The sequence below is a fragment of the Microbulbifer sp. TB1203 genome (assembly GCF_030997045.1).
GTDB lineage: Bacteria > Pseudomonadota > Gammaproteobacteria > Pseudomonadales > Cellvibrionaceae > Microbulbifer.
Genome location: NZ_CP116899.1, coordinates 4308774 through 4335023, shown reverse-complemented (window position 1 = coordinate 4335023; position 26250 = coordinate 4308774). Strand labels below are relative to the sequence as shown.

Genomic DNA, 26250 nt, shown 5'->3' with positions numbered 1-26250 from the left:
GGCACCCCCTCCCTGCAAGTTACCAATGTGAACACGGCGATCTGTCCGCCGACTCACTCCGGGCTTGCAGGGAGTAGACCATGGGTCTCCAAACCAGCCAGTACATCCGCAATCCTCTCAGCTGCAGCGCCCTGGCGCTCGCCATGGCGCTCGCGGTGGGCGCCACCCCGCCCGTCACCGCCCAGGCACCGGCGGTCGAGCCATACCTGGAGGCGCTGGACAGCTTCGCCCCCTACGGCCGCCAGTACGCGCTGATGCGCGAGGAACTGGCGCGCTATAGCGCCCTCGCCGAGGGAGACCAGTGGCAGCCTCTTCCGGAGGGACAAACCCTGTCACCGGGGATGCGCGATCCACGCGTCGCCCGCCTGCGCAGCCTGCTGATGCAGTACGGTGACTACCCGCTCGACGACCACACGGACACCGCCGCACCCGTGGATGAATACGACGCCCGACTACAGGAGGCGGTAAAGCGCTTCCAACGGCGTCACGGCCTGAAAGAGGACGGCCTGGTGGATCAGCGCACCCGCGAGCGCCTGAACGTCGACCCGGCCCGGCACGCCCGGACCCTGGCCGCCAACCTGAAGCGCTGGGAGGAAATGCCCAAAGACCTGGGCCCCCGCTATATCCTGGTGAACATTCCCGATTTCAGCCTGCGCCTGATGGACCGCGGACGCGAGCAGTTCCGCATGCGCGTGGTGGTGGGCAAGACCCGCAACAAGCACCAGACCCCGCAACTGGCCACGCGCATGACCCGGCTGGTGTTCAATCCGGTGTGGCGGGTACCCCCCAGCATCGCCGTGCACGAATTGCTGCCCAAGGGCGGCGGCGCCCTCTCCGCCCGCGGCTTCCGGCTGGTCAACCATCGGGGTCACTCGGTGCCCTTCAGTGCGCGCAACATCGCCGCCACCCGCCGCGGCACCGTCAGCCTGCAGCAGAAGGGCGGCCCTAAAAATGCCCTGGGGCGGGTCAAGTTCGTGATCCCCAACAGCCACGCCATCTTCCTGCACGACACCCAAAGCAAACACCTGTTCAAGAAGGCACAACGCGCATTCAGCCACGGCTGCATACGCCTGGAAAAGCCCATCGAGTTCGCCCGCAGGATGCTGGCGGAACAGAACGGCTGGGGAGAGGAGCGTATCGACCGCATGGTGCACAGCGGGCGCACCCGCGCCGTGGAGCTGGAGCAGCCGATACCGGTGTACATCGCCTACTGGAGCGCCTGGGTGGACGAGGAGGGGTTGCTGCAGTTCAGACCGGACATCTACAACCGCGACAACCCAGGGGACACCAGCGGAAAAGAAACCGATAACGACTGACCGGGGTGAAACATGGCACTTGTCAGAAAACGCTGGCGGCTGCTGGCGGCCATCGCCTGTCTGAGCGCGGCGGCGGCAGTGCCCGCGGCCGGCGAGCGGCCGCAGATCAATCCCACACAGGCCGGCGAGCAACTGCGTACGCAGGCCGCCCACTACCGGCAGCTCACCGGGCGCTGGGAACCCATCGCCCCCGGCGGCCCCCTCCGCCCCGGCGACCGGGGAGCCCGCGTGGCCCAGTTGCGCCGTCTGTTGCAGCTCTACGGCGACTATCACGGCCCCCCGGGACCGGTCCGCACCGCCAGCCGTGACAGCGCGCGCTTCGACAGCAGCCTGCAGCGGGCACTGGAAAACTACCAACGCCGTCACGGCCTGGAGGCCAGCGGCGTCGCCGGGGCGGAAACCCTGGCCGAACTGGCGGTCCCCCCGGGCCAGCGCGCGCGCCAGTTGGAATTGAATGCAGAGCGGGGGGATCAGTTGCGGATCCCCAGGAAGGGGCACTATGTGCTGATCAATGTGCCCGATTACCACCTGCAACTGGTGCAGAACGGCACGGTCACTCTGTCCATGAAGACAGTGGTGGGTAAAACCAGCAGTCGCACCCCCACACTCAACAGCCGGATCACCGGGATAGTGTTCAATCCCACCTGGACAGTGCCGCGCAGTATCCTCCTCACCGAACTGCTGCCCAAGGCCCGCAACAACCCGCGGGCCATGCACGAGCGGGGCTACCGGGTGGTCAGCTACCGCAATGGCGACACCTCCCCCATCTCAGAGGACAGCCTGGCCCGCGCCGCGAGCGGCAACGCCACGCTGCGCCAGGTAAGCGGCGCCGGCAACACCCTCGGACGAGTCAAATTCATACTGCCCAACCGCAAGTCGATCTTCCTGCACGATACCCAGGCACACAGCCTGTTTGACCGCCGTGAACGCGCCTTCAGCCACGGTTGCATACGCCTTGAGCGGCCTCAGGAACTCGCCTACGCCCTGCTCGAGGAGCAGGGATGGGACAGGGTTCGTATCGCCCAGGCCACCAGTGGGGACGAGACAGTTAGGGTCAAAGTGAGCCAGCCGCCGCGGCTGTTCATTACCTATATGACCGCGTGGGTCGATCCCAGGGGCCGTCCCCAGTTTCGCCGCGACATCTACCGCAAAGACGACGGCTAGTCGGATATCCAATACTGAACAGTCATAAAAAAATAATTTTTTACGAAAACCCCTGAGATGACAACGCTATCTCATATCCCCCCTGCCTGCATCCCTGCCTTTCCCCAGTTCCAGGCTTCGCCACATAGTGTGTGGAGAAAAAAATACCAGGGGTCCCTTTCGATTGTTTCTTCATTAGCAGTGTACAGTTTGTAACCGCAGGTTATTTTTTGTACATTCTTTTCCGTGCCCTTTGGCATCAAAAGCAACACCCAGGCAAATTGACACACAGAGATAACGAGGCGGAAACAGGATATGAATAATCCCTCCAGACGCCGGTTCTTGGCCGTAACCTGCGCAACAGCGGCGGCGGTCAGCGCTGGACCGACACTCGCAAGAGCGGGCAGCTCCCGCACCCTGAAAATGCGCAACCTGCATACCGGGGAAAGGCTGAGCACCGCCTATTGGGCCAACGGCAGCTACAACAGCAGCGGTCTGAAGCAATTCAACCGCCTGCTGCGCGACCACCGCGCCAACGAGGTGACGCGCATGGACCCGAAGCTGTTCGACATCGTGTACAAGCTGAAGCAGAAGCTGAACTTCAACGGCGAGGTCGAGATCATCTCCGGCTACCGTTCAGCCAAGACCAACGCCAAGCTGCGCGCAGCGGGCCGCGGCGTGGCACGCCGAAGTTACCACACCCGCGGTATGGCCCTGGACATCCGCATGCCCGGTATCAGCACCTCCAGGCTGCGCCGCGCGGCCCTGGACCTGAGGGCGGGCGGTGTCGGCTACTACCCGAAGAGCGGCTTTGTGCACGTGGATACCGGACCGGTCCGCCGCTGGTAATCCAACCATTGCGAGAGGCTCACTGCAGGGAAAACCCCTGTATTGATCAAAAAAGGCCGCCGGAGCGATCCGGCGGCCTTTTTTGTACCTGCTTTTATACCTGCCTCGAAAATCCCCGGATACTGCAGACTCCCGGAGCCTGGACAGTCACCGGCCAGGGGAAGTGCATCTGAGCCGAGAGCAAAGCCCTCTCCCACCCCGTGGCGCAACCCGGGTTAGCCTGCAGGGTCCAGCTTCACCGGCGTCAGCTCCTCCTCGGACGCCGGCACCTGGGTAACCCCGGACATCAACCCCGCGAGCCCCTCCAGCAGGTCTCGCGCCCGGGCCAGTTGGCTGAGTTCCGCCAGCTCTATGGGATCCTCCATCTTCAACAACAGTTCCTCCAGCGCGGCGAAGGTCTGCGCCAGGGCCGCCGCCTGGTGCCGGTCCAGCAGCAGTTCGGCCAGCCCGGCGCCCTGGGCCGGCAGCCAGTTCGCCTGCAACTCGCGCAGCGGAGCCAGCAGCGCCTGCTTGGAATCCGCCGCGCGGCTGCTCTCCACATCGCTCTCGGAACTCTCCGGCAGACGGCGCAGCAGTTCCTCGTCCACCAGCCGTGTGTGCGCCGCGCGTATCTGCTGAAGCCGCTCGACGGGGGCCAGGGCCAGGAAATGGCGGGAGAGGTCGTTGGCGGCAAAGGGCCAGCGGTCCACCAGGCCGTCGATGTCCTCCCCCATTCCCACGCCGATCAAGCGGGTGAGTTCACGGCGCCGGTTGGTGGCCTGGGCCTCCGGTTTTTCGCCGGCGCCGACTGCGACAAACTGCTCCGCGGTGCGCTCGCTGGTGGGCCCCCAAAGCATGACCTCCATGGCGTGAAAACCGGTGCTGGCCTCCTCGTGCGCGGTGAGCCGGTGCTGCTTGCGCAGGTTGGACAGGGTCAGTTCGATGGCGGTGTCGTTGACGATGCCGCTCTCCGAGTAGCCGGGTACCGTGTCCAGGTAGCCGGGCTGCGCCGGCCAGCTGTCCAAAGCCAGCAGCAACGCCTGCCCCTGTTTGCGCAGTTCCGCGGGAGCAAAAGCCACCTGGATATAGGGCAGCGCGGCGGTGAACTCCCTGTGGGCGTCGAGCCAGGCGAGTTTGGCCGCCTCCAGGTGATCCTCGCTGGGCTTGTCCAGCAGCGTGGCGACAGCGCGGTTGAGCGCCTCGACCGCTGCCCGGGCATCGGCCAACTGGACCTGTCCCGCCTGCCACACACCGCGGGACAGCTCTTCCGCCGCCGCCGGGTCCACGGTCTCCACTACCGGCCGCTCCGGCACCGGCTGCTCCGCGCCTTTGCGTTCACAGGCCGGCAGCACCGACAGGGCGACCAGCAACAGCGCCGGGCACAGTCGCCGAACCAACTCTTCGATCACAATTCTTCCCCACAGGCAAAATAAGACTAAAACCACCCCGGAAACCCGTCAGTCGCGCAGGCTGATAACCGGCCAGCCGCGCGCCTCGGCCTCCGCGCGTAAACGCGCGTCGGGATCCACTGCCACCGGGTACTGCACCTGCTGCAGCAGCGGCAGGTCATTGATGGAATCGCTGTAGAACCACTTCTCTCCGTCGCGGTACTCAGGATTGTGCGCCAGCCACTGCTGCAGGCGCACAACCTTGCCACCCTGGTAACAGGGCTCGCCTACCACCCGGCCGGTAAAGCTGCCTTCCAGCTCCTCCGGCTCGGTGGCCAGCAGGGTGTCCACCCCCAGGAGTTCGACGATAGGCTCCACCACGAAACGGTTGGTGGCAGTGATGATCATAATATGGTGACCGTCGCGGCGATGCCGACCGATTAACGCTTCTGCCTTCGGCAGCCAGATTTCGCTGATCACCTCCTGCATGAACTCCCGCTGCAGGTTGTTGAGCTGCCCCCGGGAGAGCTGGGCCAGCGGCTCCAGGGCAAACTCCAGGTAGGCGAAGATATCCAGTTCGCCTCGCTGGTAGTCGCGGTAGAAGCGATCGTTGGCGGAGCGGTAGCGCTCACCGTCGACATGCTCGCGCTCCACCAGAAACTCCCCCCAGGCGTGGTCGCTGTCGCCACCGATAAGGGTGTTGTCCAGGTCAAAGATTGCCAACTGCACCGTTTTCTCCCCATCATAACTATAGGCGCGACGGGCAATTTTACTCCGCCATCGCGCTGCGCACACCGCCTTCTGCGCCTAATTGCCGTAACCCCCCCCGCTGTGGAACAATGCTGGGCAACACTGCGCGGCGACAGAACCGCGCGAAACAGATTCGAGGACGGTATTTTGAGCGACGGCAAGGCAGTGCAAGCCGGGCGAAAAAGCCGCCGCAGATCCAACGGACAGTCCAACTCCGGCGACAGCGGGAAGAACCGGGGGCGCGGAGGCGATAGCAGCAACAATATCGACGCCGAGGGCTTTCGCCCCAATGTCGGGATTATCGTGCTGAACGCCCGCGGCCAGGTGCTGTGGGCGCGGCGGGTGGGCGGCAAGGACGCCTGGCAGTTCCCCCAGGGGGGTATCAACCCCGGGGAGACCCCGGAACAGGCCCTGTACCGGGAGCTTTATGAAGAGGTGGGGCTGACCCGGGACCAGGTCAGTCTCATCGCCTGCACCCGCGGCTGGTTGCGCTACCGGCTGCCGCAACGGCTGATCCGGCGGCGGGCGGAGCCCCTGTGTATCGGCCAGAAGCAGAAGTGGTACCTGTTGCGCCTGGAGGCTCCCGACAGCGCTATCAGCTTCGATAACGGCTACAAACCGGAATTCGACCACTGGCGCTGGGTGACCTACTGGCACCCGCTGAGCAAGGTGGTGACCTTCAAGCGCGAAGTATATCGGCGCGCGCTGACCGAATTGGCTCCGCAGCAAATACAATTGGAGAAGCGCTTTTCAGAAGATGGGAACCAGAAACCGGGGGAGTGACCCCCTACCGCTGGCTTCCCGTCTTTTGTCATCAGGAAAGGAGGACAGGCCTTTGCTCGGATCCCTGCGCAGTATCGTCCAGGAAGTCAACGCGGCCCGGGACCTGCACGCGGTATTGGATATCATCGTACGCCGCGTGCGCGAGGTGATGCACACCCGCGTCTGCTCGGTCTACCTGCGGGACAAAAAGTCCGGCAACTACGTGCTGATGGCCACCCAGGGTCTCAACCCGGATGCGGTGGGCAAGGTGCGCCTCGCCCCCGGCGAGGGCCTGGTAGGCAATGTGGTCACCCGCGAGGAACCGATCAACCTGGAGCGGGCGGAGGCCCATCCCGCCTACCAGTACTTTCCCACCACCGGTGAGGAGCGCTTTTTCGCCTTTCTCGGCACCCCCATTATCCACCATCGCACCGTACTCGGCGTATTGGTGGTGCAGCAGGCGGAGAAGCGCCGCTTCGACGAGGGCGAGGAAGCCTTCCTGGTCACCTTGTCCGCACAGCTGGCCGGGGTCATTGCCCACGCCGAGGCCACCGGGGCACTGGCGACCATCGGCAAGCAGCGGCACGAAGCCAAGTTCAGCGGGCTTGCCGCCTCCCCCGGAGTGGCCATCGGCCGCGCGCATATCGTCGCCCCGCCGGCCAACCTGGCCACAGTACCCTATTCCTCCTGTATGGATGTGGAGGCCGAACTTGAGCTGTTCCAACAGGCCCTGACCAGCGCCCGAAGCGAGATCCGGGAGGTAGGCGAACGCCTTAAAAGTGAGCTGAACCGGGAGGAACGCGCGCTGTTCGACGCCTATATCAGCATGCTGGACGACAACTCCCTGGCGGTGGAAGTGTGCGACCGCATCCGCCAGCAGCTCAGCGCCCCCAGAGCCTGGGCCGAGGTAATGCTGGAACACGTGCGCCGCTTCGAGGCCATGTCCGACTCCTATTTTCGAGATCGCGCCGCAGACGTGCGCGACCTGGGTGCGCGGGTGCTGATGCACCTGCGCCAGCAGCAGCAGAGCCAGCGGGACTACTCGGAAAACACCATACTGGTCGGCGAGGAGTTGACCGCCGCGGTACTCGCGGAGGTGCCGCGGGAAAAGCTTATCGGCCTGGTGTCGGTAAAGGGCTCCGCCAACAGCCATGTGGCGATTATCGCCCGCGCCATGGGCCTGCCGGCGGTGATGGGGGTACAGGACCTGCCCTATGAACAGATAGACGGCGCCGAACTGGTGGTGGATGGCTACCGCGGCGAACTGCACGTGCACCCGGGCCGGGAACTCCGGCGCCGCTACGACAGCATCGTGGAGGAAGAGCGCGAGCTGGCGCGCAACCTCGACCACCTGGCGGGCCTGCCCGCGGAAACCTCCGACGGCCACCGGGTGCGCCTGTGGGTCAACACCGGGCTGATGGCGGACGTGGTGCGCTCCCTGGAGCGCGGCGCCGAGGGTGTGGGGCTCTACCGCACCGAGGTCCCCTTCCTGCTGCGCGACCGCTTCCCCTCAGAGGAGGAGCAGCGGGAGATCTATCGCGAACAGCTGCAGGCCTTTGCCCCGCGCCCGGTGACCATGCGCACCCTGGACATCGGCGGCGACAAGGCCCTGGCCTACTTTCCCATCGAGGAAACCAACCCCTTCCTCGGTTGGCGCGGCATTCGCGTCACCCTGGACCACCCGGAAATCTTCCTCGGCCAGGTGCGCGCGATGATGAAGGCCAGCCTGGGGCTGGATAACCTGCGCATCATGCTGCCGATGATCAGTGGCGTGGGAGAAGTGGACGCGGCGCGGGTACTGGTGGAGCGCGCGCACCGGGAACTCCTGGACGAGGGCTATGAAGTCGCGCTGCCGCCGCTGGGCATCATGATCGAGGTGCCCTCGGCGGTTTACCAGGCGCGCGAACTGGCTGAGCGGGTGGACTTCATCTCCGTGGGCAGCAATGACCTCACCCAGTACCTGCTGGCAGTGGACCGCAACAACAGCCGAGTGGCCAATATCTACCACGCCCTGCACCCGGCGGTTCTGCGCGCACTGCAGGAAGTGGTCACCGCCGGGCGCGAGGCGAACACCAAGGTGGGAATCTGCGGCGAGCTGGCCGGCGACCCCGGCGGCGCCCTGCTGCTGATGGCCATGGGTTACGACGTGCTCTCCATGAACGCCACCAACCTGCCCCGGGTCAAGGCCGCGCTGCGCGCGGTGCGCAAAGCGGATGCGGACCAGTTGCTGCAGCAGGTGCTGGCCATGGACAATGCAGAGGATATAGAGGCGACGGTGGAGGAATACCTGAAAGGGCTGGGGCTGAAGGCGCTGCTGCAGCCGGCGGGGGATAACGAAGTGGCCAGCGGTTAGTGGTCGGTGATCAATGATCAGTGACAAAAAAGCCGCTGCCAACTACAGCGGCTTTTTTGTCACGGTTACTCCTCTGCCTCAGCCCGGTAGGCCTCCGCATCCAGCAGCTTGTCCAGTTCGCTCGTGTCGCTGGGCTTGACGCGGAAGAACCAGCCGTCATCGTAGGGGGAGGCATTGACGGTTTCCGGGGCGTCTTCCAGCGCCTCGTTGACCGCGACCACTTCGCCGGAAACGGGGGCGTAAATATCGCTGGCGGCCTTTACCGACTCCACCACACCCGCCTCGTCACCGGCGGCCAGGTTGGTGCCCACTTCCGGGGTTTCCACATAGACCACATCCCCCAGCGCATCCTGGGCGTGGTCGCTGATACCAATGGTCACCGTGCCGTCCTCCTCCAACCGCGCCCACTCGTGGCTGGACAGATATTTCAGTTCACTGCGAATTTCGCTCATGCTGTGATCCCTCTAATAATTATCAAATTACGGATTTTCCGTTGCGCACAAAACAGGGTTTTACCACCTTTACCGGCACCAGTTTGTTGCGGATTTCCACCTCAGCGGTTCCGCCCACGGTTACCGGCACCCGCGCCAGTGCGATGGAGTGGCCCAGGGTGGGGGAGAAGGTGCCGCTGGTGATGATACCGCGGCCGCCGTCGCCGTTCACCACCACTGGCTGGCCGGCGCGCAGCACGCCGCGCTCCTTCAGCACCAGTCCCACCAGTTTTTCCTTTATGCCCTCGGCTTTTTCCTTTTCCAGCGGTGCGCGGCCGATAAAGTCGCGCTCTTCCGGCAGCCAGGCGATGGTCCAGGCCATGTTGGCGACCAGCGGCGAGGTGCCCTCGTCCATCTCGTGACCGTAGAGGTTCATGCCCGCCTCCAGGCGCAGGGTGTCCCGCGCCCCGAGGCCGCAGGGAGCCACACCGGCATCCGCCAGCGCGCGCCAGAAGCCGGGGGCATCCTCTCCCGGCAGCATGATCTCCAGGCCGTCCTCGCCGGTGTAACCGGTGCGCGCCACGAACCAGTCGCCGCGGGCCACACCCTGGAAGATATCCAGGTCGTCGATGGCCGCAATCCACTCGATACCCAGCGCTTCCTTGGCTTTGTCGAGCGCCTCGGGGCCCTGGATTGCCACCATGGCGAGTTCCGGGCGCTCGCTCAGGGTCACGTTGAAGGACTCCGCCTGGCGGTTCATCCAGGCCAGGTCTTTTTCGCGGGTCGCACAATTGACCACCAGGCGGTAACTGGATTCCTCGAGGTAGACGATCAGGTCGTCGATCACCCCCCCGCGCTCGTTGAGCATACCGCTGTAGAGGGCCTTGCCCGGGTTGCCGTCCAGCTTGGCCACGTCGTTGGCCAGCAGACGGCGCAGGTAATCGCGGGCACCGTCGCCAGCGATATCCACCACGGTCATATGGGAGACGTCGAACATGCCCGCGTCACCGCGCACCCGGTTGTGTTCATCCAGCTGCGAGCCGTAGTGCAGCGGCATATCCCACCCGCCAAAATCCACCATCTTGCCGCCCATGGCGACATGCGTGTCATACAGAGGCGTTCTGTTTCCCATCTTTGTTCTCAATCCAGTGCGAGTGAAAGCCGCGTATTCTAGGGCCTGTTCACACTAAATTCGATAGCCGCGTCCGCCGGCAAAGATGCCGCAAAGAGGCAACATCGATAGAAAGCTATATAAATATGCAAAAAAATAACTTTTGGCGATAACACCTATACGGTAGTTTTAGCCGACACTTCCCGGACACACAATGACTATGGATTGGACTGGCTGGTTTTCCCTGGCGCTGGTATTCGCGTCCTTGGCAACGTTGATCTTTACCCGACTGCAGCCGCATCTGGTGATGATGGCGGCGCTGACCCTGCTCAGCGCCAGCGGCATTCTCACCGCCGAGGAGGCGCTGTCCGGCTTCAGCAACAGCGGCCTGATCACAGTCGCCGCCATGTTCGTGGTGGCCGCTGGCATCCACGCCTCCGGCGGCATCGACCTGTTGGTCAAACACCTGCTGGGCAGGCCCGGCTCGGTGCGCGCGGCGATGTTGCGGGTGTTCACTCCGGTGGTGGCACTGTCCGGCTACCTGAACAACACCCCGGTGGTGGCCACCATGATTCCCGCGATCAACGCCTGGGCCAAGCGCATCGATATAGCGCCGTCCAAGCTGATGATTCCGCTCAGCTACGCCGCGATTCTCGGCGGCACCCTGACCCTGATCGGCACCAGCACCAACCTGGTGGTCAACGGCCAGTATCAGGCGCTCACCGGGCGCGAGGGTTTTTCCCTGTTCTCCATCGCCGCCGTGGGACTGCCCGTCGCCCTCGCCGGCGGCCTGTTCATGCTGTTGTTCTTCCCCCGCTGGCTGCCGGACCGCCGCGAGAAGAAGCCGTTTGGCAACCTGCGCGAGTTCACCCTGGAAGTCGCTGTCGCCCACGGCGGCCCGCTGGCGGGGCAGACGGTGGAAGAGGCCGGCCTGCGCGGACTGCGGCGCGTCTACCTGGCGGAGATAGAGCGCAACGGCACCGCAATCACCCCGGTGCGCTCGGAGGAGGTGTTGCGCGGTGGCGACCGGCTGGTGTTCGCCGGGGATACCCAGGCCATTTCCGATCTCCTGCGCATGCGCGGCATAGTGCCCTCGGAGGAGGACGTCAGCGAGACCCTAGCCACCGAGCGCGGCGAGCGGAAGCTGGTGGAAGTGGTGGTCTCCCCCCGCTGCGACGCCATCGGCAGCAGCATCCGCGATGCCCAGTTCCGCAGCCGCTACGGCGCCGTGGTGCTGGCAGTGGCGCGCAACGGCGAACGGGTGGCCGGCAACCTTTCCAGCATCAGGCTGCAGGGCGGAGACACCCTGCTGCTGGAGACGCGCCCGGCGTTCGTCAGCCGCCAGCGCTTCAACCGCGACTTCCTGCTGGTCAACGAACTGGAGGAGGAGTCCCCGCGCCACGAGAAAGGCTATATCGCCTGGGGCATCATGATCGCCATCGTGCTGGCCGCCGCCAGCGGCCTCACCAGTATGCTCAACGCCGCCCTGCTGGGCGCCGGCGCCATGCTCGCCAGCGGCTGCTGCTCGGTGAACCAGGCGCAAAAGAGCCTGGACCTCACGGTGATTCTCACCATCGCCGCCTCCTTTGCACTCGGCGTCGCCCTGCAGAAGACCGGCGTGGCCGCTGTGCTGGCGGAGGCCGCCATCAGCCTCTCCGGCGGCCGCCCCTGGCTGATGCTGGTGGTGGTCTACCTGTGCGTTTCCCTGCTCACCGAGATGGTCACCAACAACGCCGCGGCGATTATCATGGTGCCCATAGTGTTGCAGATCACCGGCAATGCCGGGCTGAACCCCGAACCCTTCATGTTTGCGGTGATGATGGCCGCCTCCGCCAGTTTCGCCACACCGCTCGGCTACCAGACCAACCTGATGGTCTACGGCCCGGGTGGCTACCGCTTCAGCGACTACCTGCGGGTGGGCATTCCGATGAACCTGCTGGTGGGGCTGGTGAGCATCGCCGTGCTGTTGAGCGGCTGGGACCTGACCGCGGCGTGAATTCTTCTTTGCGCCGCCCCACTCCGGGTGTATAAGGACTTCCCTGCGCCCTCCCCGGAGTACCCTGTTGAACCCACCCCCTTCCTCCGCCGCCGAGGCCCGCGAGTTCGGTCCCGGCGGCGGCGACTCCCTGGACCCAATCGCCGCCGCACTGCGCGAGCACGGCTATATCGTCCTGCCCGCACCGCTGCCACCGGCCCTGTTGGGCGCGCTGCTGCGTCACTTCAAATCCATCGACCGCGAGCGTTTCAGGCGCGCGGGCATTGGCCGAGACGAGGACCACCAGCTCAACCGCTTTGTGCGCACCGACGAAATCTTCTGGCTGGACAAGTCCAACCCGGCGGTCTCCGCCTACCTGGGCTGGGCGGAGGCCCTGCGCCTGGGGCTGAACCGGAGGCTATTCCTGGGGCTGTTCGACTACGAGTGCCACTACGCCTACTACGATCGGGGCACCTACTACAAAAAGCACCTGGACGCCTTCAAGGGCGGCACCAACCGGGTGGTCAGCACCGTGCTCTACCTGACTCCCAACTGGCAACCGCAGGACGGCGGTGAGCTGGTGATCTACCCGCCGGAAGGCTCGGGGGAAGAGCCCCTTATCAGGGTGGCGCCGCGCTTTGGGCAGATGGCGATCTTTCTCAGCGAGGAGTTCCCCCACGAAGTGCTGACGGTGCACCGGCCCCGCTACAGCGTTACCGGCTGGTTCCGTGTCAACAATTCCCTGGGGGAAACTATTGATCCGGCACGCTGACGGGTGTGTTCTCACCCCATCATGTAGGAGCGGCCCATGGCCGCGATCGGACTTGCTGCCAACCGAGAGTTCGATCGCGGGCATGGCCCGCTCCTACAGCGCCTTTTCAGTGCATCGGCGCAAGCTCGCGCAGGATACCGGCGACGGTGGGCGCCTCATCGATACGGATCTCCGCGTGCAGTCGCTGCCCCACCTCGGCGGCACTGATCAGCCCGCGCACATGGTGCAAGCCGGTGTCCACTACCAGGCAATCCCTCTGCCCGTGCCGGCGCATAGCCTGCAACACCTCGCGGATACTGCTTTTCTCCACCTGCTGATAGCTGAGCATTTTCAGCTGGTTGCGCGGGCGCATCAGGTCGCCCACGGTGAGTTCCTGGCGGTTGAGTCCGGCGGCTACGCACTGCATCACGCGCTGGTAGGAAATGTCCTCCGCAGTTAACAGACCGGTAAACCGGCCTCCGCTATCGATCACCAGCACCGCATTCAGGTGTCCCGCGCGCATCACCTGAAGCGCATCGATGGCCGCCACCGATGGAGTGAGCAGCGACGGGTGGTGGTCCTTGAAATCGGAGACAAAACTGAGTGCGGGGGAATCCAGGGACAGCTCGTTGAACTCTTCTGGAAATACCAGCTTATCCAGGTCCTGCAATTGCAAAAAATTCAGCTCTTTCATGGCAATAACTCGCATTCTCCGGCGGGCGACGCCGCGCCGGCAGGAAAAATCGGGATCGGGACACGCGGGAAAAGCAGAGTTATTAATCCGCTATAAAACGTTTTAATAATCGGCGCGGGCCCATGGGTTCTCTGGATATCGGGTTATGCTGAAGGAGGGGCTCGTATGGAGTTGCCGCTGCGGGCTATCTGAAAAGGAGTCTGACTGCACAGGTCGGGAGTTCGAAGACGGCCGAACGGTTCCCCCGCAGTTGCGGGAGCGAGTTGAAAATCTCCATCGCCGTCTTCATCAGCGGGAGGAAGGCCCTGGTCATCGCCACCGGTTTGCAGGAAGCTGGCGGCACTCCCCATCTTTTGGGTTTCAACCGGGCCTGTCTCCGCCTGCACCACATTGCACAGCAGCAGCGACTGGAGAACAAGAAATAAAAGCCCGGTTCGCACGAAAAAAATCCTACATGAAAATCACGAATACCTGAATTGATAGACCGCGGCGGTGGAGCGGGGTTTCATCACTTGTCGCTGTCCGGCCGGTCGACGGTATCGTTTTCGGTTTCCCGCCCATCCTGCGCCTCCTGGACCTCTTCGTCCACCTTTAATCCGTATCTTTTCGAGCGCCAGCGCCACAGGCGCTTGGCGACTTCCTGGCGATCCGGGGTCTTATCCGCCTCATCGACGATCTCTTCCCCCAGCAGGGTTTCCAGCAGGTCTTCCAGGGTCACCAGCCCCTCCAGGCCCCCGTACTCGTCCACCACCGCGCTGATCTGCACCCGCCGCGCGAGCATTTTCTGGAACGCCTGGTAGATGTTGGCGGTCTCCGGCAGCATCAGCATATCCCGCCGGTATTCCGCCAGTTTTTCCGCCGAGTTGCCGCGGGCGTAAGCCAGCAGCAGGTCCTGCTTGAGCACGAAGCCCACTACGCAGTCCGGGTCCTGGCGCTCGTAGACCGGGATGCGCGAAAATCGGCTTTTTTCCACCTCTTCATAGGACTCTTCCACAGTCGCGTCCTGGGACAGGGAGAAAACCACGGTGCGCGGTGTCATCACCTCGCGCACGGAGTGGTCGCGCAGGGTGAAGAACAGGTTGTGCAGGATATTCGATTCGCGCTGTTCCAGCTGTCCTTCCGCCTCGCCCAACTCCGCCATCACCGCAAACTCCGCGCGGCTGAAACCGGTGAGTGTAGGTTCGTGGGAGAGCCCCCGGGTCAGCCACTCGGACAGTTTCACGAACGGATACAGCACCCACACCAGGAATCGCAATATATAGCCGGTCACCGGCGCCAGCTGGCGCCAGTAAAAGGCACCCAGGGTCTTGGGAATAATTTCCGAGAAAATCAGGATCAACAGGGTGAGGATCGCGGAGGCCAGGCCCAGAAACTGGCTGCCGAAAACCGCCGCCGCCTGGGCGCCCGCACCGGCGGCGCCGACGGTGTGCGCCACGGTGTTGAGCGTGAGGATCGCCGCCAGCGGCGCGTTGATATTCTCCTTAAGCTTGCGCAGCACTCCTCCCGCCCTGTGCCCCTCCCGCTCCAGCAGGCTGATGTACGCTGTGGAAACACTGAGGATCACGGATTCGGCGATCGAGCAGAGAAAGGAAAAACCCAGCGCAATCAGAACGTAGGCGATCAGTAGAATCATAAATCGTTAGAGCCTGTCTGGACTCGTGCAGGAAACTTTCCGGAGCCAGGCTTTGCAAACTTCACACAGACTCCCCCGATTTTATCTAGCAAAATTTTTCGCGCCACCGGCGAGACAGTAGCAGAACGCCAGCAGCAAACCGCAGAAAAATCCCCCCAGGTGCGCAGCATTGGCGATACCGACGCCGATAACATACTCCACCAACCCGCTGGCGCACAACAGCAGCCAGGCCACCGCCAGCCCCACGATACCGGGGGGCACATCCCGCCAACCGGGCTGCCAGCGCTGCAGTACGAATACGCTGCCCACCAGCGCGTAAACCACGCCGGACATACCGCCGAAAAGAATTTGCGGCGACCAGTAGTACTGAATCAGATTGGCCGCAGGAGCGGAGACAAAAACCAGTATTGCAAAGGGTAGGGTGCCGGCGCGCGCCTCCAGCGGCCGGCCCAGAATCCAGACGCCCAGGGCGTTGAACAGCGCGTGGGGCAGCGAGAAATGCACTATCGCCGGCGTCCACAGCCTCCAGTAATTTCCCTCAGCCCAGTGCCGCGCAAGGGTGGACAGGCCGGAACTTCCGGTTCGCTCCGGGTAGATGATCAATCCCCCCGCCAGATCTTCCCGCAGCAGAAACCAGCCGGCAAAGCACAATGCTATGAGAATCAGGCTGAGAGGCGTACGCCGCCAGGGCCAGGTTGGCAGGAATACGGCGGCGGCCGCCTCCTCCGCTTCACTTTCCCCGGCGGCCTCCACCGGCTCCACGCGGATATCCGCGAGATAGATTTCCCCCGCGCGCCACCGTTCCAGCAGCGGGCGAAGTATTTCCGCCAGCTGCGGATCGGGGGTGGAGACCACTTGGCGGTTTCCCTCTTCGGCAATGCGCAAGGGGAGGTGGTAGCGCCGGGCAAATTGCGCCAGTTCGGTGAGATCTCTGTCGAGGGGGAATTCGCAGACGTTAATCCAGTGGCTCAAGAGACAGCGCCTGTATTAGCAATCATGCATCACTGTGGCGGGCCTGCGGCCCGCTTGCGGAGCTGGCGGCGGGCGCTCCCGAGCTCCGCGGTCCCGGGTCACCGAAAAGATTACACCGCCATGGCGCGCAGAATGATGCGCTTTTTCAACAGCGGGCTGGCGTCCACCACACTCAGGCCGGTGTTGCGCAGCCAGCGCCAGTGCAGGTCGCCGGCGCCGAACAGGGATTTGAAGGTACTCATGGCCTTGAGGGTGGCGGCGTTGTCGCCGCGGCGGCGGCGCTGGTAGCGGGACAGCGCCGAGGGGTCCGCGGGCTCCAGGCCGCGGTTGAGGGCGCGACCTATCTCCTCACTGAGCGCGCGCACGTCCTGCAACCCCAGGTTGGCCCCCTGGCCGGCGAGGGGGTGAATATTGTGGGCAGCGTCGCCAATCAATACTGCGCCGGGGCCATAGTAGGATTCCGCGTGGCGCGCCCGCAGCGGAAAGGAGAAGCGCTCGCTCACCGATTCGACACACCCCAGGCGGCTCTCGAAAGCCTTTTCCAGGTTCAGTGCGAAGGCACTGTCGTCCAGCATCATCAGCTCCCGCGCCAGGGCCTCGTCCGCCGACCAGACCACCGCACAGTGATTGTCGTCCCCCAGTCCGGCCAGGGGCAGGAAGGCCAGCGGCCCGCTTTTCAGAAAGCGCTGCCAGGCGGTGTGTTGGTGCGAGGCTTCGCAGCGGGCCACGCACACCAGGGCCGTCTGTTGGTACAGGGTGTCGCGAGTACGGATTCGCAGCAGTTCGCGCACCTTGGAGCGGACGCCATCGGCCCCCACCAGCAGGCGGGTGCGCAGAATTGCCCCGTTCTCCTCCAGCCCTTCGATAACGTTCAGACGGTCGCTGCGCGCCTGCAGGTGCCACAGGCCGCAGTCGCGCCACCAGCTCTCCAGGCGAAAGCCGGTGATCACTTCCACATTGGGCAGGCTTTCGATGCGCTCGCGCAGCGCCGATATCACAACGCTGTTTTCCACGATGTGCCCCAGATTGGGCAGTTGCACATCGCGGCTGTTGAAACGCACCGAGCCGGTGCCCTCCGCATCCCACACGCGCATTTCCGTGTAGGGGCAGGCGCGTCCGGCAATCGACGGCCAGGCGCCCACCTCGTCGAGCAGATCCTGGGAGGCCTGGGTGAGCGCCACCACCCGTGGGTCGTAGGTAGCGGCGGAAATCTCCGGCAGTTCCCCCGCCTCCAGCAGAGCGACCTGCAGCTGTGGGTGGCGTACCGCCAACAGGGCGGCCTGGGCCATGCCCACCATGCCGCCGCCAACGATCGTGATATCCATGCGTTCTCTGTTCATCCGGCGTCTACCACCTGCTGCTGTATCCCGCCACTACAATCCGAACCCCGCCGCCTGGCCGACAAAGCCGGCGCGCAATGGCGGCGCCAGGGTTAATCCCAGCAGTCCCGCCTGGCGCAGGCCCCGGGCCCACAGGCTCCCGGAAGCGAATAGCGACGGCACCCGATCGCTGAAACCGATGGTCAGCTGTTGATCCAGCCGCCGCTCGCGGCCGTACTCCTGTAACAAGTCTAGCTCTCCCGGCGGCGCGCCGGCGGCGCAGCCGCGGGCCAGGGTCAGGGCCAGGGCATGGCAGTCGCGCAGGGTGAGGTTGAAGCCCTGCCCGGCCACCGGGTGCAGAAAATGGGCGCAGTTGCCCACCAGCACCAGACCGCGGCGCCATTGCTCTTCCGCCAGGGACAGGCTCAGGGGATAACTATGCACTTTCCCGGCGCGCAGTATGCGCCCGGCGCGCCAGCCGAAGGCCCGTTGCAGGCGCTCGACAAAGGCACCGGCCTCCAGGGACGCGATTTGCTCCGCCTCCTCGTCGGCGCAGGTCCACACCAGTGCCATGCGATGCTGGCCATCTCTCCGGGGCAATGGCAGCAGGGCCATGGGCCCCCTCTCGGTAAAGCGCTCGTAGGCCACACCGCCGTGGTCCCTCTGCAGGCCGACGGTGGTGATCAGCGCCCGCTGGCGGTATTCCACCCGCTGCACGCCGATATTCAATTGCCGGCAGAGCGGCGAATCCACACCGTCTGCCACCACCAACAGGCCCGCCTGCAATGTCCGCTCCGGGCCGCTTTCCTCCGCGCTCCAGCTCAACTGGGCGCCCCCGCTCCCCATAGCCACCCCGCGCACCTGCGCCGGCGCGAGCAGCTGCGCATCGGTTTGCGCCAGGGCGTCGTAGAGCACGGGGCCCAGGGCGGCATTCTCGATCACTGCGCCGAGCATGCCGGCAAAACTGGCGCGCTTCCGCGGGTCCGCCTCCAGGATCGCGCCCAGGCCCCGACCACGGTCCGATACCTGAACCCGTTCGATCGGCGCACAGTAGTCTCGCAGCCGCGGCCAGAGCCCCAGCTCCGAGAAAATCTGCAGGCTGCCGGCGGCCACCGCTGTGGCGCGAGTATCGAAACTGGGCAGCTGCGGGGCGGTGCCGGCGGTCGGCAGCGGCTGCCGCTCCAGCAGCGCCACCGACAGCAGCGGGCAGAATTTTTGCAGCAGCAGCGCGAGGCTGGCGCCGGCCATGCCGCCGCCGACGATGGCTATGTCCACAGTCTTCACCACAGCTCCTCCAAGTGTACTGTCTCATACTAAATGGTCCTATCAGAGCCCCCCAAAATGCCCACAGTTAGGCGCAGCTCGCAGGGAATGGTCATTCCATTTTCAAGAGCTGCAACGCAGCTGTGGGTATTTTGGGGGGCTCCCTCCGGGCGGGCCGCTAAGCAGCCATCTGCGGCGTTGCACTTGCTTGACGTAGAATGACTACGCCGGCGCAAGTGCGCCTTGCATCTGGCCGCTTAGCGGCCCGCTGATAGGACCATTTAGTATGAGACAGTACACTAGCCCTCGCGCATGGTGTACTCGATATCCGCCACCGTTTTGGGTGCAGCGGCGGAAAGCACCTCCGGGCCATCTTTGAGCAGCGCCACATCGTCCTCGATGCGGATGCCGATACCGCGAAAACGCTCGGGCACTTGATCGTCGTCCGAGGCGATATAGACCCCCGGCTCCACGGTCATCGCCATTCCCGCCTCCAGCTGCCGCCACTGGCCGTGCACCCGGTAGTCGCCGGCGTCATGCACGTCCATACCCAACCAGTGGCCGGCGCGGTGCATGTAAAAGCGGCGGTAAGCGCCGGTTTCGATCAGGCCGCTCACCTCGCCACGCAGCAGGCCCAGGTCCACCAGCCCGCGAGTGATGACTTCCACACTAGCCAGGTGGGGCTGGTCCCAGTGATTGCCGGTGCGGATCTCGTCGATCGCCGCCAGTTGCCCGGCGAGCACGATTTCGTACAGCGCCTTCTGCTCACCGCTGAAGCGGCCGTTCACCGGGTAGGTGCGGGTGACGTCGGCGGCGTAGCCGCGGTACTCACAGCCGGCGTCCACCAGCACCAGGTCACCGTTTTTGAGCGGCGCGCTGTTGGCGCTGTAGTGCATCACCAGCGCGTTGCGCCCGCCGCCGACGATGGTGGGGTAAGCCGGTTCGCGCGCACCGGCGGCGACGAAGGTATGCAGTATCTCGGCCTCCAACTGGTATTCATAGAGGCCTGGGCGGCAGTGCGTCATGGCCCGCGTGTGTGCTTGGGCGGTGATCTGCGCCGCGCAGCGGAGCAGGCGCAGTTCCTGGGCGCTCTTGAACAGGCGCAGGTCGTGCAACTGGTGATCCAGGTCCACCAGTTCCGGCGCCCCGGCGCTGCCGCGGGCGCGATCGATTTCACGCAGGTAATTCTGCAGGCGCCGATCCAGTTGCGGAAAGCGCCCCAGGGTGTAGTAGATGCACTCGCGCCCCTCCAGCAGGCCGGGCAGGATATCGTCCAGGTCGCCGATCGGAAAAGCGTCGCACAGGCCGCAGTGTTCCGCGGCGCGTTCCGGGCCCAATCGCGGGCCCTCCCAGGTTTCCTTTTCCGCATCGCGCTCGCGGCAGAACAACAGCGCCTCTCCCTGGGCCCGCCCGGGCACCAGTACCAACAGCGCCTCCGGCTCCTCGAAACCGGTGAGGTAGAGAAAATCGCTGTCCTGGCGAAAGGGAAAATAGGTATCGCGGGAGCGCAGCTGTTCGCGCGCGGCGGGCACTATCGCCAGGCTGCCGGGGACCAGTCCGGCAATCAGCCGCGCGCGGCGGCGGGCGAATTCCGCCTTGCCGATGCTTATAGCTGCGCTTCTGGAGATGCCCATAGCTGCGCTTCTATAGTCGGTCATCAGTGAACGGTGGGGCCGCGGCTCCCGGCTGCTGTGTCAGTGAAAATATTCAGCACCGCCACCCGCACATACTCCTGCACCTGCACAAGCTGGTTCTCCGCCTCTTCGGATTCGCCCGCGGCCTGCTCGTCCACCTGCGCAATGACACTGATATCCTGCAGCGCCTCACTGCTGGTAGGCGGCAATTCGCCGCTGTGGCCACCGATGCCGAAACCGTGCAGGAACCCCTCGCACCAGTGCCCCAGGGTGAGGGTGCGCTCGGCCAGGTCTTCACTTTCGCTGAGCAGCAACTGGAATCCGAAGTCGCTGTCGCGCAGCTGCCGCAGGCTGTCCTCCGCCAGTTGCAGAAACTCCCGGTTCAGGTCCGCGGGCACGGCTTCCAGCTGCAAAAACTCCCCCAGCTCCCTCTGCCAGCGACTTTTATCCGGTCGCGCACCGGCGGCCAGTACGCCGCACGCGAATCCGTGCAGTTCGCTGGGGTCCACTTCGCCACCGGCGGACAAAATGGTGTTGGCCAGGGAATCGAAATCTTCGGCTGCGCGAGTCATAACTACGCTCATTCAAAATGATCAGGATTTGTGCAATTCACCGCTTTCGGCCAAAGTGGCCGCAGGGCAAGGTGCAAAATTGTGATTGCCTGCGCGGGCGGGCAATTGACCCCCCAATACGCCGGCAATATAGTAGCGGAATAACCCGGTCTACGCAGGAATTATGGACAAGTTGCAAGCGCTAGAAAGCACAGTGGACTCGCTGATCGCCCGCTGCCAGCAGTTGGCCGAGGACAATCGCGAGTTGCGCCGGCAGGAGGCCGAGTGGCTGCGTGAGCGCCAGCGCCTGGTAAAAAATAACGAGGCCGCCCGCTCGCGGGTCGAGGCCATGATCAACCGCCTGAAAGGGCTAGCGCAAGAATCCTGATGGGTGAGCCAACTCTGACCTCAGAGACCGTCACAGTCTCCATACTCGACAAAGAGTACCGTGTGGCCTGCCCGAAAGACGAGCAGGCCGAGCTGCAGGCGTCCGCGCGGCTGCTGCACGAGCGAATGTCGCGCATTCGCGCCAGCGGTTCGGTGATCGGCCTGGAGCGCATCGCGGTGATGGCGGCGCTGAATATCGCCCACGAACTGATTCAGGCCAAGGCGGAACTCACTCGTGCACCACTGGAGCAGGAGATGCTCGAACGTCTGCAGGAGAAGGTACAGTCCGCACTGGGTGAGATCGACTCTTGACTTTGGCGTTTGCACGGCATTTCCGGCACAGAGCCGTTTAGCCTTTTCCCCCCGCGCGCGTTATACTTCTTCTGCCCTGAGGTGTTGGCCAGTTGACTATGTCCTCGAGCCGATAACGTCACCCTGGCGGCTTCCAGCGGGTACTGGTGCGCAAGTCCGCCAAGCAGCGGAAAGCCTAATGTATCCCGGAGGCCTCCACCTTGAACCCTACGGTTCAAGGCTACGTCTTCAGCCGCACGCTCGGGGCTCCTTTTTCAACTCCGGATGATTCATCTTAATTTGAATTATCGGGAGCACGCCGATCGCGGCACGTGTCCGTAATCGGCTCCCGCCAGATCGGCAATCCGGGTTGCCGATTTGCGTGCGGTACACATCCCTGCCGCATAGAGCCTCTTCCAAGTAAACTTCGACAATGCAAGAAACCAAAGCGCAGCTGCGCCGCAGAATGCGCGCGGCGAGGCGCGGCCTGAGTCCATACCGGCAACGCCGCGCCGCTACCGCGGTCGCCTCCCGATTGAGCCGCAGCTCCCCGTTTCGGCGCGCCCGGCATATCGGCATCTACTGGCCGATGGACGGAGAGGTGGATGTCCGCGGGCTGGTGCGGCAATTTCCCGACAAGCATTTCTACCTGCCGGTGCTGCCGGCGGCGCCGCGGCCGCAGCTGAGTTTCCGCCACTGGAGCGGCGGGGCGCTCAACTACCGCAACCGCTATCGCATTCCGGAGCCCCTGCGCGGCCCCGTCCAGTCGCCGTGGCGGCTGGATCTGGTACTGGTACCGCTGGTGGCCTTCGACCCCGCCGGCGGGCGCCTGGGCATGGGAGCCGGCTTCTACGACCGCACCTTCGCCTTCAAACGGCGACTGCCGGGCGCCGGCCCGCAGATGATCGGCGTGGCGCACCAGTTACAGTGTGTGGAGCAACTGCCGGTGGACGGCTGGGATATTCCGTTGAGCGCGGTGGTAACGGAACAGCAGTTGTACCGGTGTGGCTGATGGTCGGCCGGGCTGCGCAAACGAAAAAGCCGGACGCGCGAGCGTCCGGCTTTTTCGTTTGCGGGCTGAGGGGTGCGCTTAGCGCGTCACCACTCCCTGCTGCAGGGCTGCCGGCGGCTCCGGGTCGTCAGAAGCGAAGACCTCGGTGAGACCGGCACTGCTTAGCAGCACTCCCGCAACAAAGACAACCACGGCGATTGTCAGTGCATCGGGTTTCATGGGGACCATCCTGTACGATCGAACGTTCTTGTTATGGAGCGTTTCACCTTACGTTTGACTCACGTCAACGCAAAAGTTCCGCAACAGGCAAGATACTCGACTACCGGTGGAAAAGTAACCGGCCAGGCAGCGTTTTTTGCGACAAATGTCGCAAATTTGAGCTAAAAGTTCGACAAATCCGTCTGCCTGATCTACGGAGGCCTCTGAATAAGTCAAATTCGTCACTCCGGCGACTCCCTAGCTGGCCAGGAAAAACCGGTAGGCGGGATTGTCGCTTTCGTCCCAGAAGGGGTAGTGCAGTTGCTCCAGCAGGGTGCGCAGCTGCCCCCGCTCTCCTTCCGCCACCTGCATACCCACCAGCACCCGGCCGTAGGCGGCACCGTGGTTGCGGTAGTGGAACAGGGTGATATTCCAGCGCCCGGCCAGCTGTTCCAGAAACTTGCGCAGCGCCCCCGGACGCTCGGGAAATTCAAAGCGGTAGACCACCTCGTCTTCCAGCCCCGGCGCGCGCCCGCCCACAAGGTGACGGATATGCAGCTTGGCCATCTCGTTGTCGGTGAGGTCGGTGACTTTGTAGCCGCCGTCCGCCAGTTGCTGCACCAGCTGCGCCCGGTCCGCACCCGTGGTCACCTGCAGGCCGACAAAGATGTGCGCCTCGCCGCTGTTGGCATAGCGGTAGTTGAACTCGGTGATGGCCCGGTCGCCGAGGCTGCGGCAGAAGTCCAGGTAGCTGCCGGGGCGCTCGGGGATAGTCACCGCCAGCACCGCCTCGCGCTTCTCGCCGATCTCGGTGCGCTCGCTGATATAGCGCAGGCGGTCGAAGTTGATGTTGGCCCCGCTGCACACAGTGGCCAGAGTGGCATTGCGGCTGTCGCTCTGCTCCATGTATTTCTTCATGCCGGCAAGACCCACGGCGCCCGCGGGCTCGGCGATGGAGCGGGTGTCCTCGAAGATATCCTTGATCGCCGCACAGATCTCGTCGGTGGTCACGGTGATGACCCCGTCCACCGTCTCCCGCAGTACGCGGAAGGTCTCAGCGCCGATCTGCGCCACCGCCACGCCATCGGCGAATAGCCCCACCTGGGGCAGACGCACGCGCTGGCCCGCGTCCATCGCTGCCTTGAGACAGGCGGCGTCTTCCGGCTCCACCGCGAAAACTTTCACTTCCGGGCGCACATATTTGATATAGCTGGCCATGCCCGCGGCCAGGCCGCCACCGCCCACGGGAATAAACACCGCATCCAGGTTGCCGGGATGCTGGCGCAGCAGTTCCATGGCCACGGTGCCCTGGCCGGCGATGACATCCGGATCGTCGTAGGGGTGCACGAACACCAGTCCGCGCTCCTCTACCAATTCCTGCGCATGCGCCGCCGCTTCGTCGAAGGTATCCCCGTGCAGTACTACCTCGGCGCCGCGCATGCGCACCGCGTTCACCTTGATCTGCGGGGTGGTGGTGGGCATCACGATGGTGGCGCGCACCCCCAGCTGCGCCGCACCCAGCGCCAAACCCTGGGCGTGGTTGCCGGCGGAGGCGGCGATGACACCGCGGGCGCGCTGCTCCGCGGGCAGTTGCAACAGCTTGTTGTAGGCCCCGCGCACCTTGAAGGAGAACACCGGCTGCAGATCCTCCCGCTTGAGCAGGATGCGGTTGTTGAAGCGGTGCGACAACTGGCGCATGGGCTCCAGCGGGGTCTCCGAGGCGACATCGTAGATGCGCGCGTCTAGAATGCGCTTGATATAGGACTTGGGCATGGTGGGGCAACAACAGCCATTGCGGTGAATTCAGCCCGCCAGTCTAATCTTCCGGCAGCATCATTGCCACCCAGATACGGCTTTAACGCGAGATTTTTTCTCTGCACAGGCCTTTATCCAATAAAAATTGCACAGGGGAAGCCTTTTGACCAGCACAACCCAGGATCAGCTGAAGCGCGCCACCGCCCGCGCCGCCGTGGAGACCATCGCCCCCAAACTGGAGGCAGATTCCATTGTCGGCGTGGGTACCGGCTCCACCGCCAATTTCTTTATCGACTACCTGGCGGAGATCAAGGGCCGGTTCGACGGCACCGTGGCCAGCTCCGAGGCCTCCGCCGAGCGCCTCAAATCCCACGGCATTCCGGTATACGACCTTAACAGTGTGGACGGCATCCGGGTCTATGTGGACGGTGCCGACGAAACCAACCCGGCGCTGCAACTGATCAAGGGCGGTGGCGCCGCGCTCACCCGGGAGAAGATTGTCGCCGCCTGCGCGGAAGAATTCGTGTGCATCGCCGACGAGAGCAAGTGGGTGCCGGTGTTGGGCAACTTTCCGCTGCCGGTGGAGGTAATCCCCATGGCCCGCTCGCTGGTGGCGCGGGAGCTGGTCAAGCTGGGGGGCGACCCGGTGTACCGCCAGGGGGTGGTCACCGACAACGGCAATGTCATACTGGACGTGCACAACCTGGAGATCAGGGAGCCGGTCGCCCTGGAAAAGGCGATCAACAATATCACCGGCGTGGTGACCAACGGCATCTTCGCTCTCCGCCCGGCGGACCTGCTACTGCTGGGCACCGCGGCCGGGGTCAAAGCCTTTAGCGCCCAATAGAGAGCCTTTAGCGCCCAATAGAGAGCCTTTAGCGCCCAATAGAAAGCCTTTAGCGCGCAATAGAAAACCTTTACCCCCAAATAGAATCATGCTGAACAATAAGAAGCCCCTCGTCCTGTTCCTGCTGCTGTGCACCGGCCTGACCGCCGGCTGCGCCACCAGCCCGCCCAGTAATCCCGGTGATATCTGCTCGATTTTCCGCGAGAAAAAGGGCTGGTACGGCAAGGCCAAGGACGCCGAGGAGAAGTGGGGCTCCCCCATTCCCACCATGATGGCGGTGCTGCACCAGGAATCCCGTTTCGTGCACGATGCGCGACCGCAGCGCACCAAGATCCTCGGTTTTATTCCCGGCCCGCGCCCCTCGGATGCCTACGGCTATCCCCAGGCGCTGGACAGCACCTGGCGCAGCTACCAGCGCGCGGCATCCCGTTATGGCGCTGATCGCGATGATTTTGGCGATGCCATCGATTTCGTCGGCTGGTACAACAACACCAGCCAGCGCCAGTGCCGCATCCGGCCCGACGACACCTATCACCTCTATCTGGCCTACCACGAGGGCCACGGCGGCTTTAACCGGCGCACTTTCCGCAGCAAGTCCTGGCTGAAGAAGGTGTCCCACAAGGTGTCCGCCCAGGCGCAGACTTACCAGAGGCAGCTCGCCAGCTGCGAGAGTTCGCTGAAGCGGCGCAAGAAGTTCCTCGGGATTTTTTGAGCCGTGACCAAGCAGTTCTCAGATCCGGTGGGGCGCAATTCTCTCCGATGAGTTTTAGGCGGCAAATGGCGCGATAACCTCGCGGGAAGCGTCTAAGCTGAGCAGAACAACGCCTTTTCCGCGCCCCCGCGGCGGGGCGCTTGTCGCCTTACCGAGACGCTGGGCCACATTCCC

The 26250-nt window shown here is 64.1% G+C and carries 26 protein-coding genes and 1 other RNA gene; 14 read left to right on the top strand and 13 right to left on the bottom strand.

Annotated features, from left to right (window positions below):
- Positions 1 to 80 precede the first annotated feature (80 nt).
- The 3 genes from PP263_RS18660 (at position 81) to PP263_RS18650 (ending at position 3308) form a co-directional block, all read left to right on the top strand.
- The gene (locus PP263_RS18660) at positions 81 to 1316 is read left to right on the top strand and encodes a L,D-transpeptidase family protein (protein WP_308365421.1); all 1236 of its coding nucleotides are present in this window, start codon (positions 81 to 83) and stop codon (positions 1314 to 1316) included.
- A gap of 12 nt (positions 1317 to 1328) precedes the next feature.
- Positions 1329 to 2480 (top strand): L,D-transpeptidase family protein, encoded by a 1152-nt coding sequence (locus PP263_RS18655; protein WP_308365419.1) that lies wholly within the window; start codon positions 1329 to 1331, stop codon positions 2478 to 2480.
- A 294-nt stretch (positions 2481 to 2774) separates the two neighbouring features.
- On the top strand, positions 2775 to 3308 hold the full coding sequence (locus tag PP263_RS18650; protein ID WP_308365418.1) for a DUF882 domain-containing protein: 534 nt from the start codon (positions 2775 to 2777) through the stop codon (positions 3306 to 3308).
- Positions 3309 to 3523: 215 nt separating this feature from the next.
- Here the strand turns inward: PP263_RS18650 and PP263_RS18645 are convergent, their stop codons facing one another.
- Together PP263_RS18645 and PP263_RS18640 are read right to left on the bottom strand one after the other, a co-directional pair.
- Positions 3524 to 4696, bottom strand: coding sequence for an imelysin family protein (locus PP263_RS18645; protein WP_308365416.1), 1173 nt, complete (start codon positions 4694 to 4696; stop codon positions 3524 to 3526).
- 48 nt (positions 4697 to 4744) lie between these two features.
- Positions 4745 to 5404 carry an HAD family phosphatase gene (locus tag PP263_RS18640; RefSeq protein ID WP_183461096.1) on the bottom strand — a complete coding sequence of 220 codons (660 nt, stop codon included), beginning with the start codon at positions 5402 to 5404 and terminating at the stop codon, positions 4745 to 4747.
- Between the two features lie 285 nt (positions 5405 to 5689).
- On the opposite strand from PP263_RS18640, the gene PP263_RS18635 reads away from it, so the two are divergent.
- Both PP263_RS18635 and ptsP read left to right on the top strand, forming a co-directional pair.
- Positions 5690 to 6208 carry an RNA pyrophosphohydrolase gene (locus PP263_RS18635; protein ID WP_308368635.1) on the top strand — a complete coding sequence of 173 codons (519 nt, stop codon included), beginning with the start codon at positions 5690 to 5692 and terminating at the stop codon, positions 6206 to 6208.
- Positions 6209 to 6260: 52 nt separating this feature from the next.
- On the top strand, positions 6261 to 8540 hold the full coding sequence (gene ptsP / locus PP263_RS18630) for a phosphoenolpyruvate--protein phosphotransferase (protein ID WP_308365414.1): 2280 nt from the start codon (positions 6261 to 6263) through the stop codon (positions 8538 to 8540).
- A 65-nt stretch (positions 8541 to 8605) separates the two neighbouring features.
- Here ptsP and gcvH read toward each other — a convergent pair whose 3' ends face one another.
- Positions 8606 to 8992 (bottom strand): glycine cleavage system protein GcvH, encoded by a 387-nt coding sequence (gcvH, locus tag PP263_RS18625; RefSeq protein ID WP_308365413.1) that lies wholly within the window; start codon positions 8990 to 8992, stop codon positions 8606 to 8608.
- Positions 8993 to 9014: 22 nt separating this feature from the next.
- Positions 9015 to 10103, bottom strand: coding sequence for a glycine cleavage system aminomethyltransferase GcvT (gcvT, locus tag PP263_RS18620; RefSeq protein WP_308365411.1), 1089 nt, complete (start codon positions 10101 to 10103; stop codon positions 9015 to 9017).
- A 193-nt stretch (positions 10104 to 10296) separates the two neighbouring features.
- Here gcvT and PP263_RS18615 point away from each other — a divergent pair, with 193 nt between their 5' ends.
- A complete protein-coding gene (locus tag PP263_RS18615; RefSeq protein WP_308365410.1) occupies positions 10297 to 12078 on the top strand; it encodes an SLC13 family permease in 1782 nt (593 codons plus the stop codon).
- Positions 12079 to 12145: 67 nt separating this feature from the next.
- Positions 12146 to 12829: a 2OG-Fe(II) oxygenase gene (locus PP263_RS18610; RefSeq protein WP_308365409.1), complete on the top strand. Its 684-nt coding sequence runs from the start codon at positions 12146 to 12148 to the stop codon at positions 12827 to 12829.
- A gap of 106 nt (positions 12830 to 12935) precedes the next feature.
- Here PP263_RS18610 and PP263_RS18605 read toward each other — a convergent pair whose 3' ends face one another.
- Entirely contained in the window at positions 12936 to 13502 is a 567-nt protein-coding gene (locus PP263_RS18605) for a CBS domain-containing protein (protein WP_308365408.1), read from the bottom strand.
- A 263-nt stretch (positions 13503 to 13765) separates the two neighbouring features.
- Between PP263_RS18605 and PP263_RS18600 the strand changes: the two genes are divergently transcribed.
- Positions 13766 to 13927: a hypothetical protein gene (locus tag PP263_RS18600; protein ID WP_308365407.1), complete on the top strand. Its 162-nt coding sequence runs from the start codon at positions 13766 to 13768 to the stop codon at positions 13925 to 13927.
- A gap of 83 nt (positions 13928 to 14010) precedes the next feature.
- Here the strand turns inward: PP263_RS18600 and PP263_RS18595 are convergent, their stop codons facing one another.
- The 6 genes from PP263_RS18595 to PP263_RS18570 form a co-directional block, all read right to left on the bottom strand.
- The gene (locus PP263_RS18595; RefSeq protein WP_308365406.1) at positions 14011 to 15135 is read right to left on the bottom strand and encodes a hemolysin family protein; all 1125 of its coding nucleotides are present in this window, start codon (positions 15133 to 15135) and stop codon (positions 14011 to 14013) included.
- Between the two features lie 81 nt (positions 15136 to 15216).
- Positions 15217 to 16107, bottom strand: a complete 891-nt coding sequence (locus tag PP263_RS18590) for a rhomboid family intramembrane serine protease (RefSeq protein ID WP_308365405.1) — start codon at positions 16105 to 16107, stop codon at positions 15217 to 15219.
- A gap of 110 nt (positions 16108 to 16217) precedes the next feature.
- Complete coding sequence (locus PP263_RS18585; RefSeq protein ID WP_308365404.1) at positions 16218 to 17432, bottom strand: UbiH/UbiF/VisC/COQ6 family ubiquinone biosynthesis hydroxylase; 1215 nt, start codon at positions 17430 to 17432, stop codon at positions 16218 to 16220.
- Positions 17433 to 17480: 48 nt separating this feature from the next.
- Positions 17481 to 18710 carry an FAD-dependent monooxygenase gene (locus tag PP263_RS18580; protein WP_308365403.1) on the bottom strand — a complete coding sequence of 410 codons (1230 nt, stop codon included), beginning with the start codon at positions 18708 to 18710 and terminating at the stop codon, positions 17481 to 17483.
- A 278-nt stretch (positions 18711 to 18988) separates the two neighbouring features.
- The gene (gene pepP, locus PP263_RS18575; protein WP_308368634.1) at positions 18989 to 20299 is read right to left on the bottom strand and encodes a Xaa-Pro aminopeptidase; all 1311 of its coding nucleotides are present in this window, start codon (positions 20297 to 20299) and stop codon (positions 18989 to 18991) included.
- A gap of 47 nt (positions 20300 to 20346) precedes the next feature.
- The gene (locus PP263_RS18570; RefSeq protein WP_308365402.1) at positions 20347 to 20895 is read right to left on the bottom strand and encodes a UPF0149 family protein; all 549 of its coding nucleotides are present in this window, start codon (positions 20893 to 20895) and stop codon (positions 20347 to 20349) included.
- Between the two features lie 163 nt (positions 20896 to 21058).
- Between PP263_RS18570 and PP263_RS18565 the strand changes: the two genes are divergently transcribed.
- From PP263_RS18565 to PP263_RS18550, 4 genes are all read left to right on the top strand, one after another.
- Positions 21059 to 21262, top strand: a complete 204-nt coding sequence (locus tag PP263_RS18565; RefSeq protein WP_308365401.1) for a TIGR02449 family protein — start codon at positions 21059 to 21061, stop codon at positions 21260 to 21262.
- On the top strand, positions 21262 to 21573 hold the full coding sequence (locus PP263_RS18560; protein ID WP_308365399.1) for a cell division protein ZapA: 312 nt from the start codon (positions 21262 to 21264) through the stop codon (positions 21571 to 21573). Before PP263_RS18565 ends, PP263_RS18560 begins: the two co-directional genes overlap by 1 nt.
- A gap of 70 nt (positions 21574 to 21643) precedes the next feature.
- Positions 21644 to 21824: non-coding RNA, 6S RNA (gene ssrS / locus PP263_RS18555), on the top strand.
- Positions 21825 to 21985: 161 nt separating this feature from the next.
- A complete protein-coding gene (locus tag PP263_RS18550) occupies positions 21986 to 22564 on the top strand; it encodes a 5-formyltetrahydrofolate cyclo-ligase (protein WP_308365398.1) in 579 nt (192 codons plus the stop codon).
- A gap of 78 nt (positions 22565 to 22642) precedes the next feature.
- Here the strand turns inward: PP263_RS18550 and PP263_RS18545 are convergent, their stop codons facing one another.
- Together PP263_RS18545 and ilvA are read right to left on the bottom strand one after the other, a co-directional pair.
- Entirely contained in the window at positions 22643 to 22783 is a 141-nt protein-coding gene (locus PP263_RS18545) for a hypothetical protein (protein ID WP_183461199.1), read from the bottom strand.
- A gap of 237 nt (positions 22784 to 23020) precedes the next feature.
- The gene (ilvA, locus tag PP263_RS18540; protein ID WP_308365397.1) at positions 23021 to 24535 is read right to left on the bottom strand and encodes a threonine ammonia-lyase, biosynthetic; all 1515 of its coding nucleotides are present in this window, start codon (positions 24533 to 24535) and stop codon (positions 23021 to 23023) included.
- A gap of 145 nt (positions 24536 to 24680) precedes the next feature.
- On the opposite strand from ilvA, the gene rpiA reads away from it, so the two are divergent.
- Both rpiA and PP263_RS18530 read left to right on the top strand, forming a co-directional pair.
- Positions 24681 to 25364, top strand: a complete 684-nt coding sequence (gene rpiA, locus PP263_RS18535) for a ribose-5-phosphate isomerase RpiA (protein WP_308365396.1) — start codon at positions 24681 to 24683, stop codon at positions 25362 to 25364.
- 88 nt (positions 25365 to 25452) lie between these two features.
- Positions 25453 to 26076, top strand: a complete 624-nt coding sequence (locus tag PP263_RS18530; protein WP_308365395.1) for a transglycosylase SLT domain-containing protein — start codon at positions 25453 to 25455, stop codon at positions 26074 to 26076.
- Positions 26077 to 26250 lie beyond the last annotated feature (174 nt).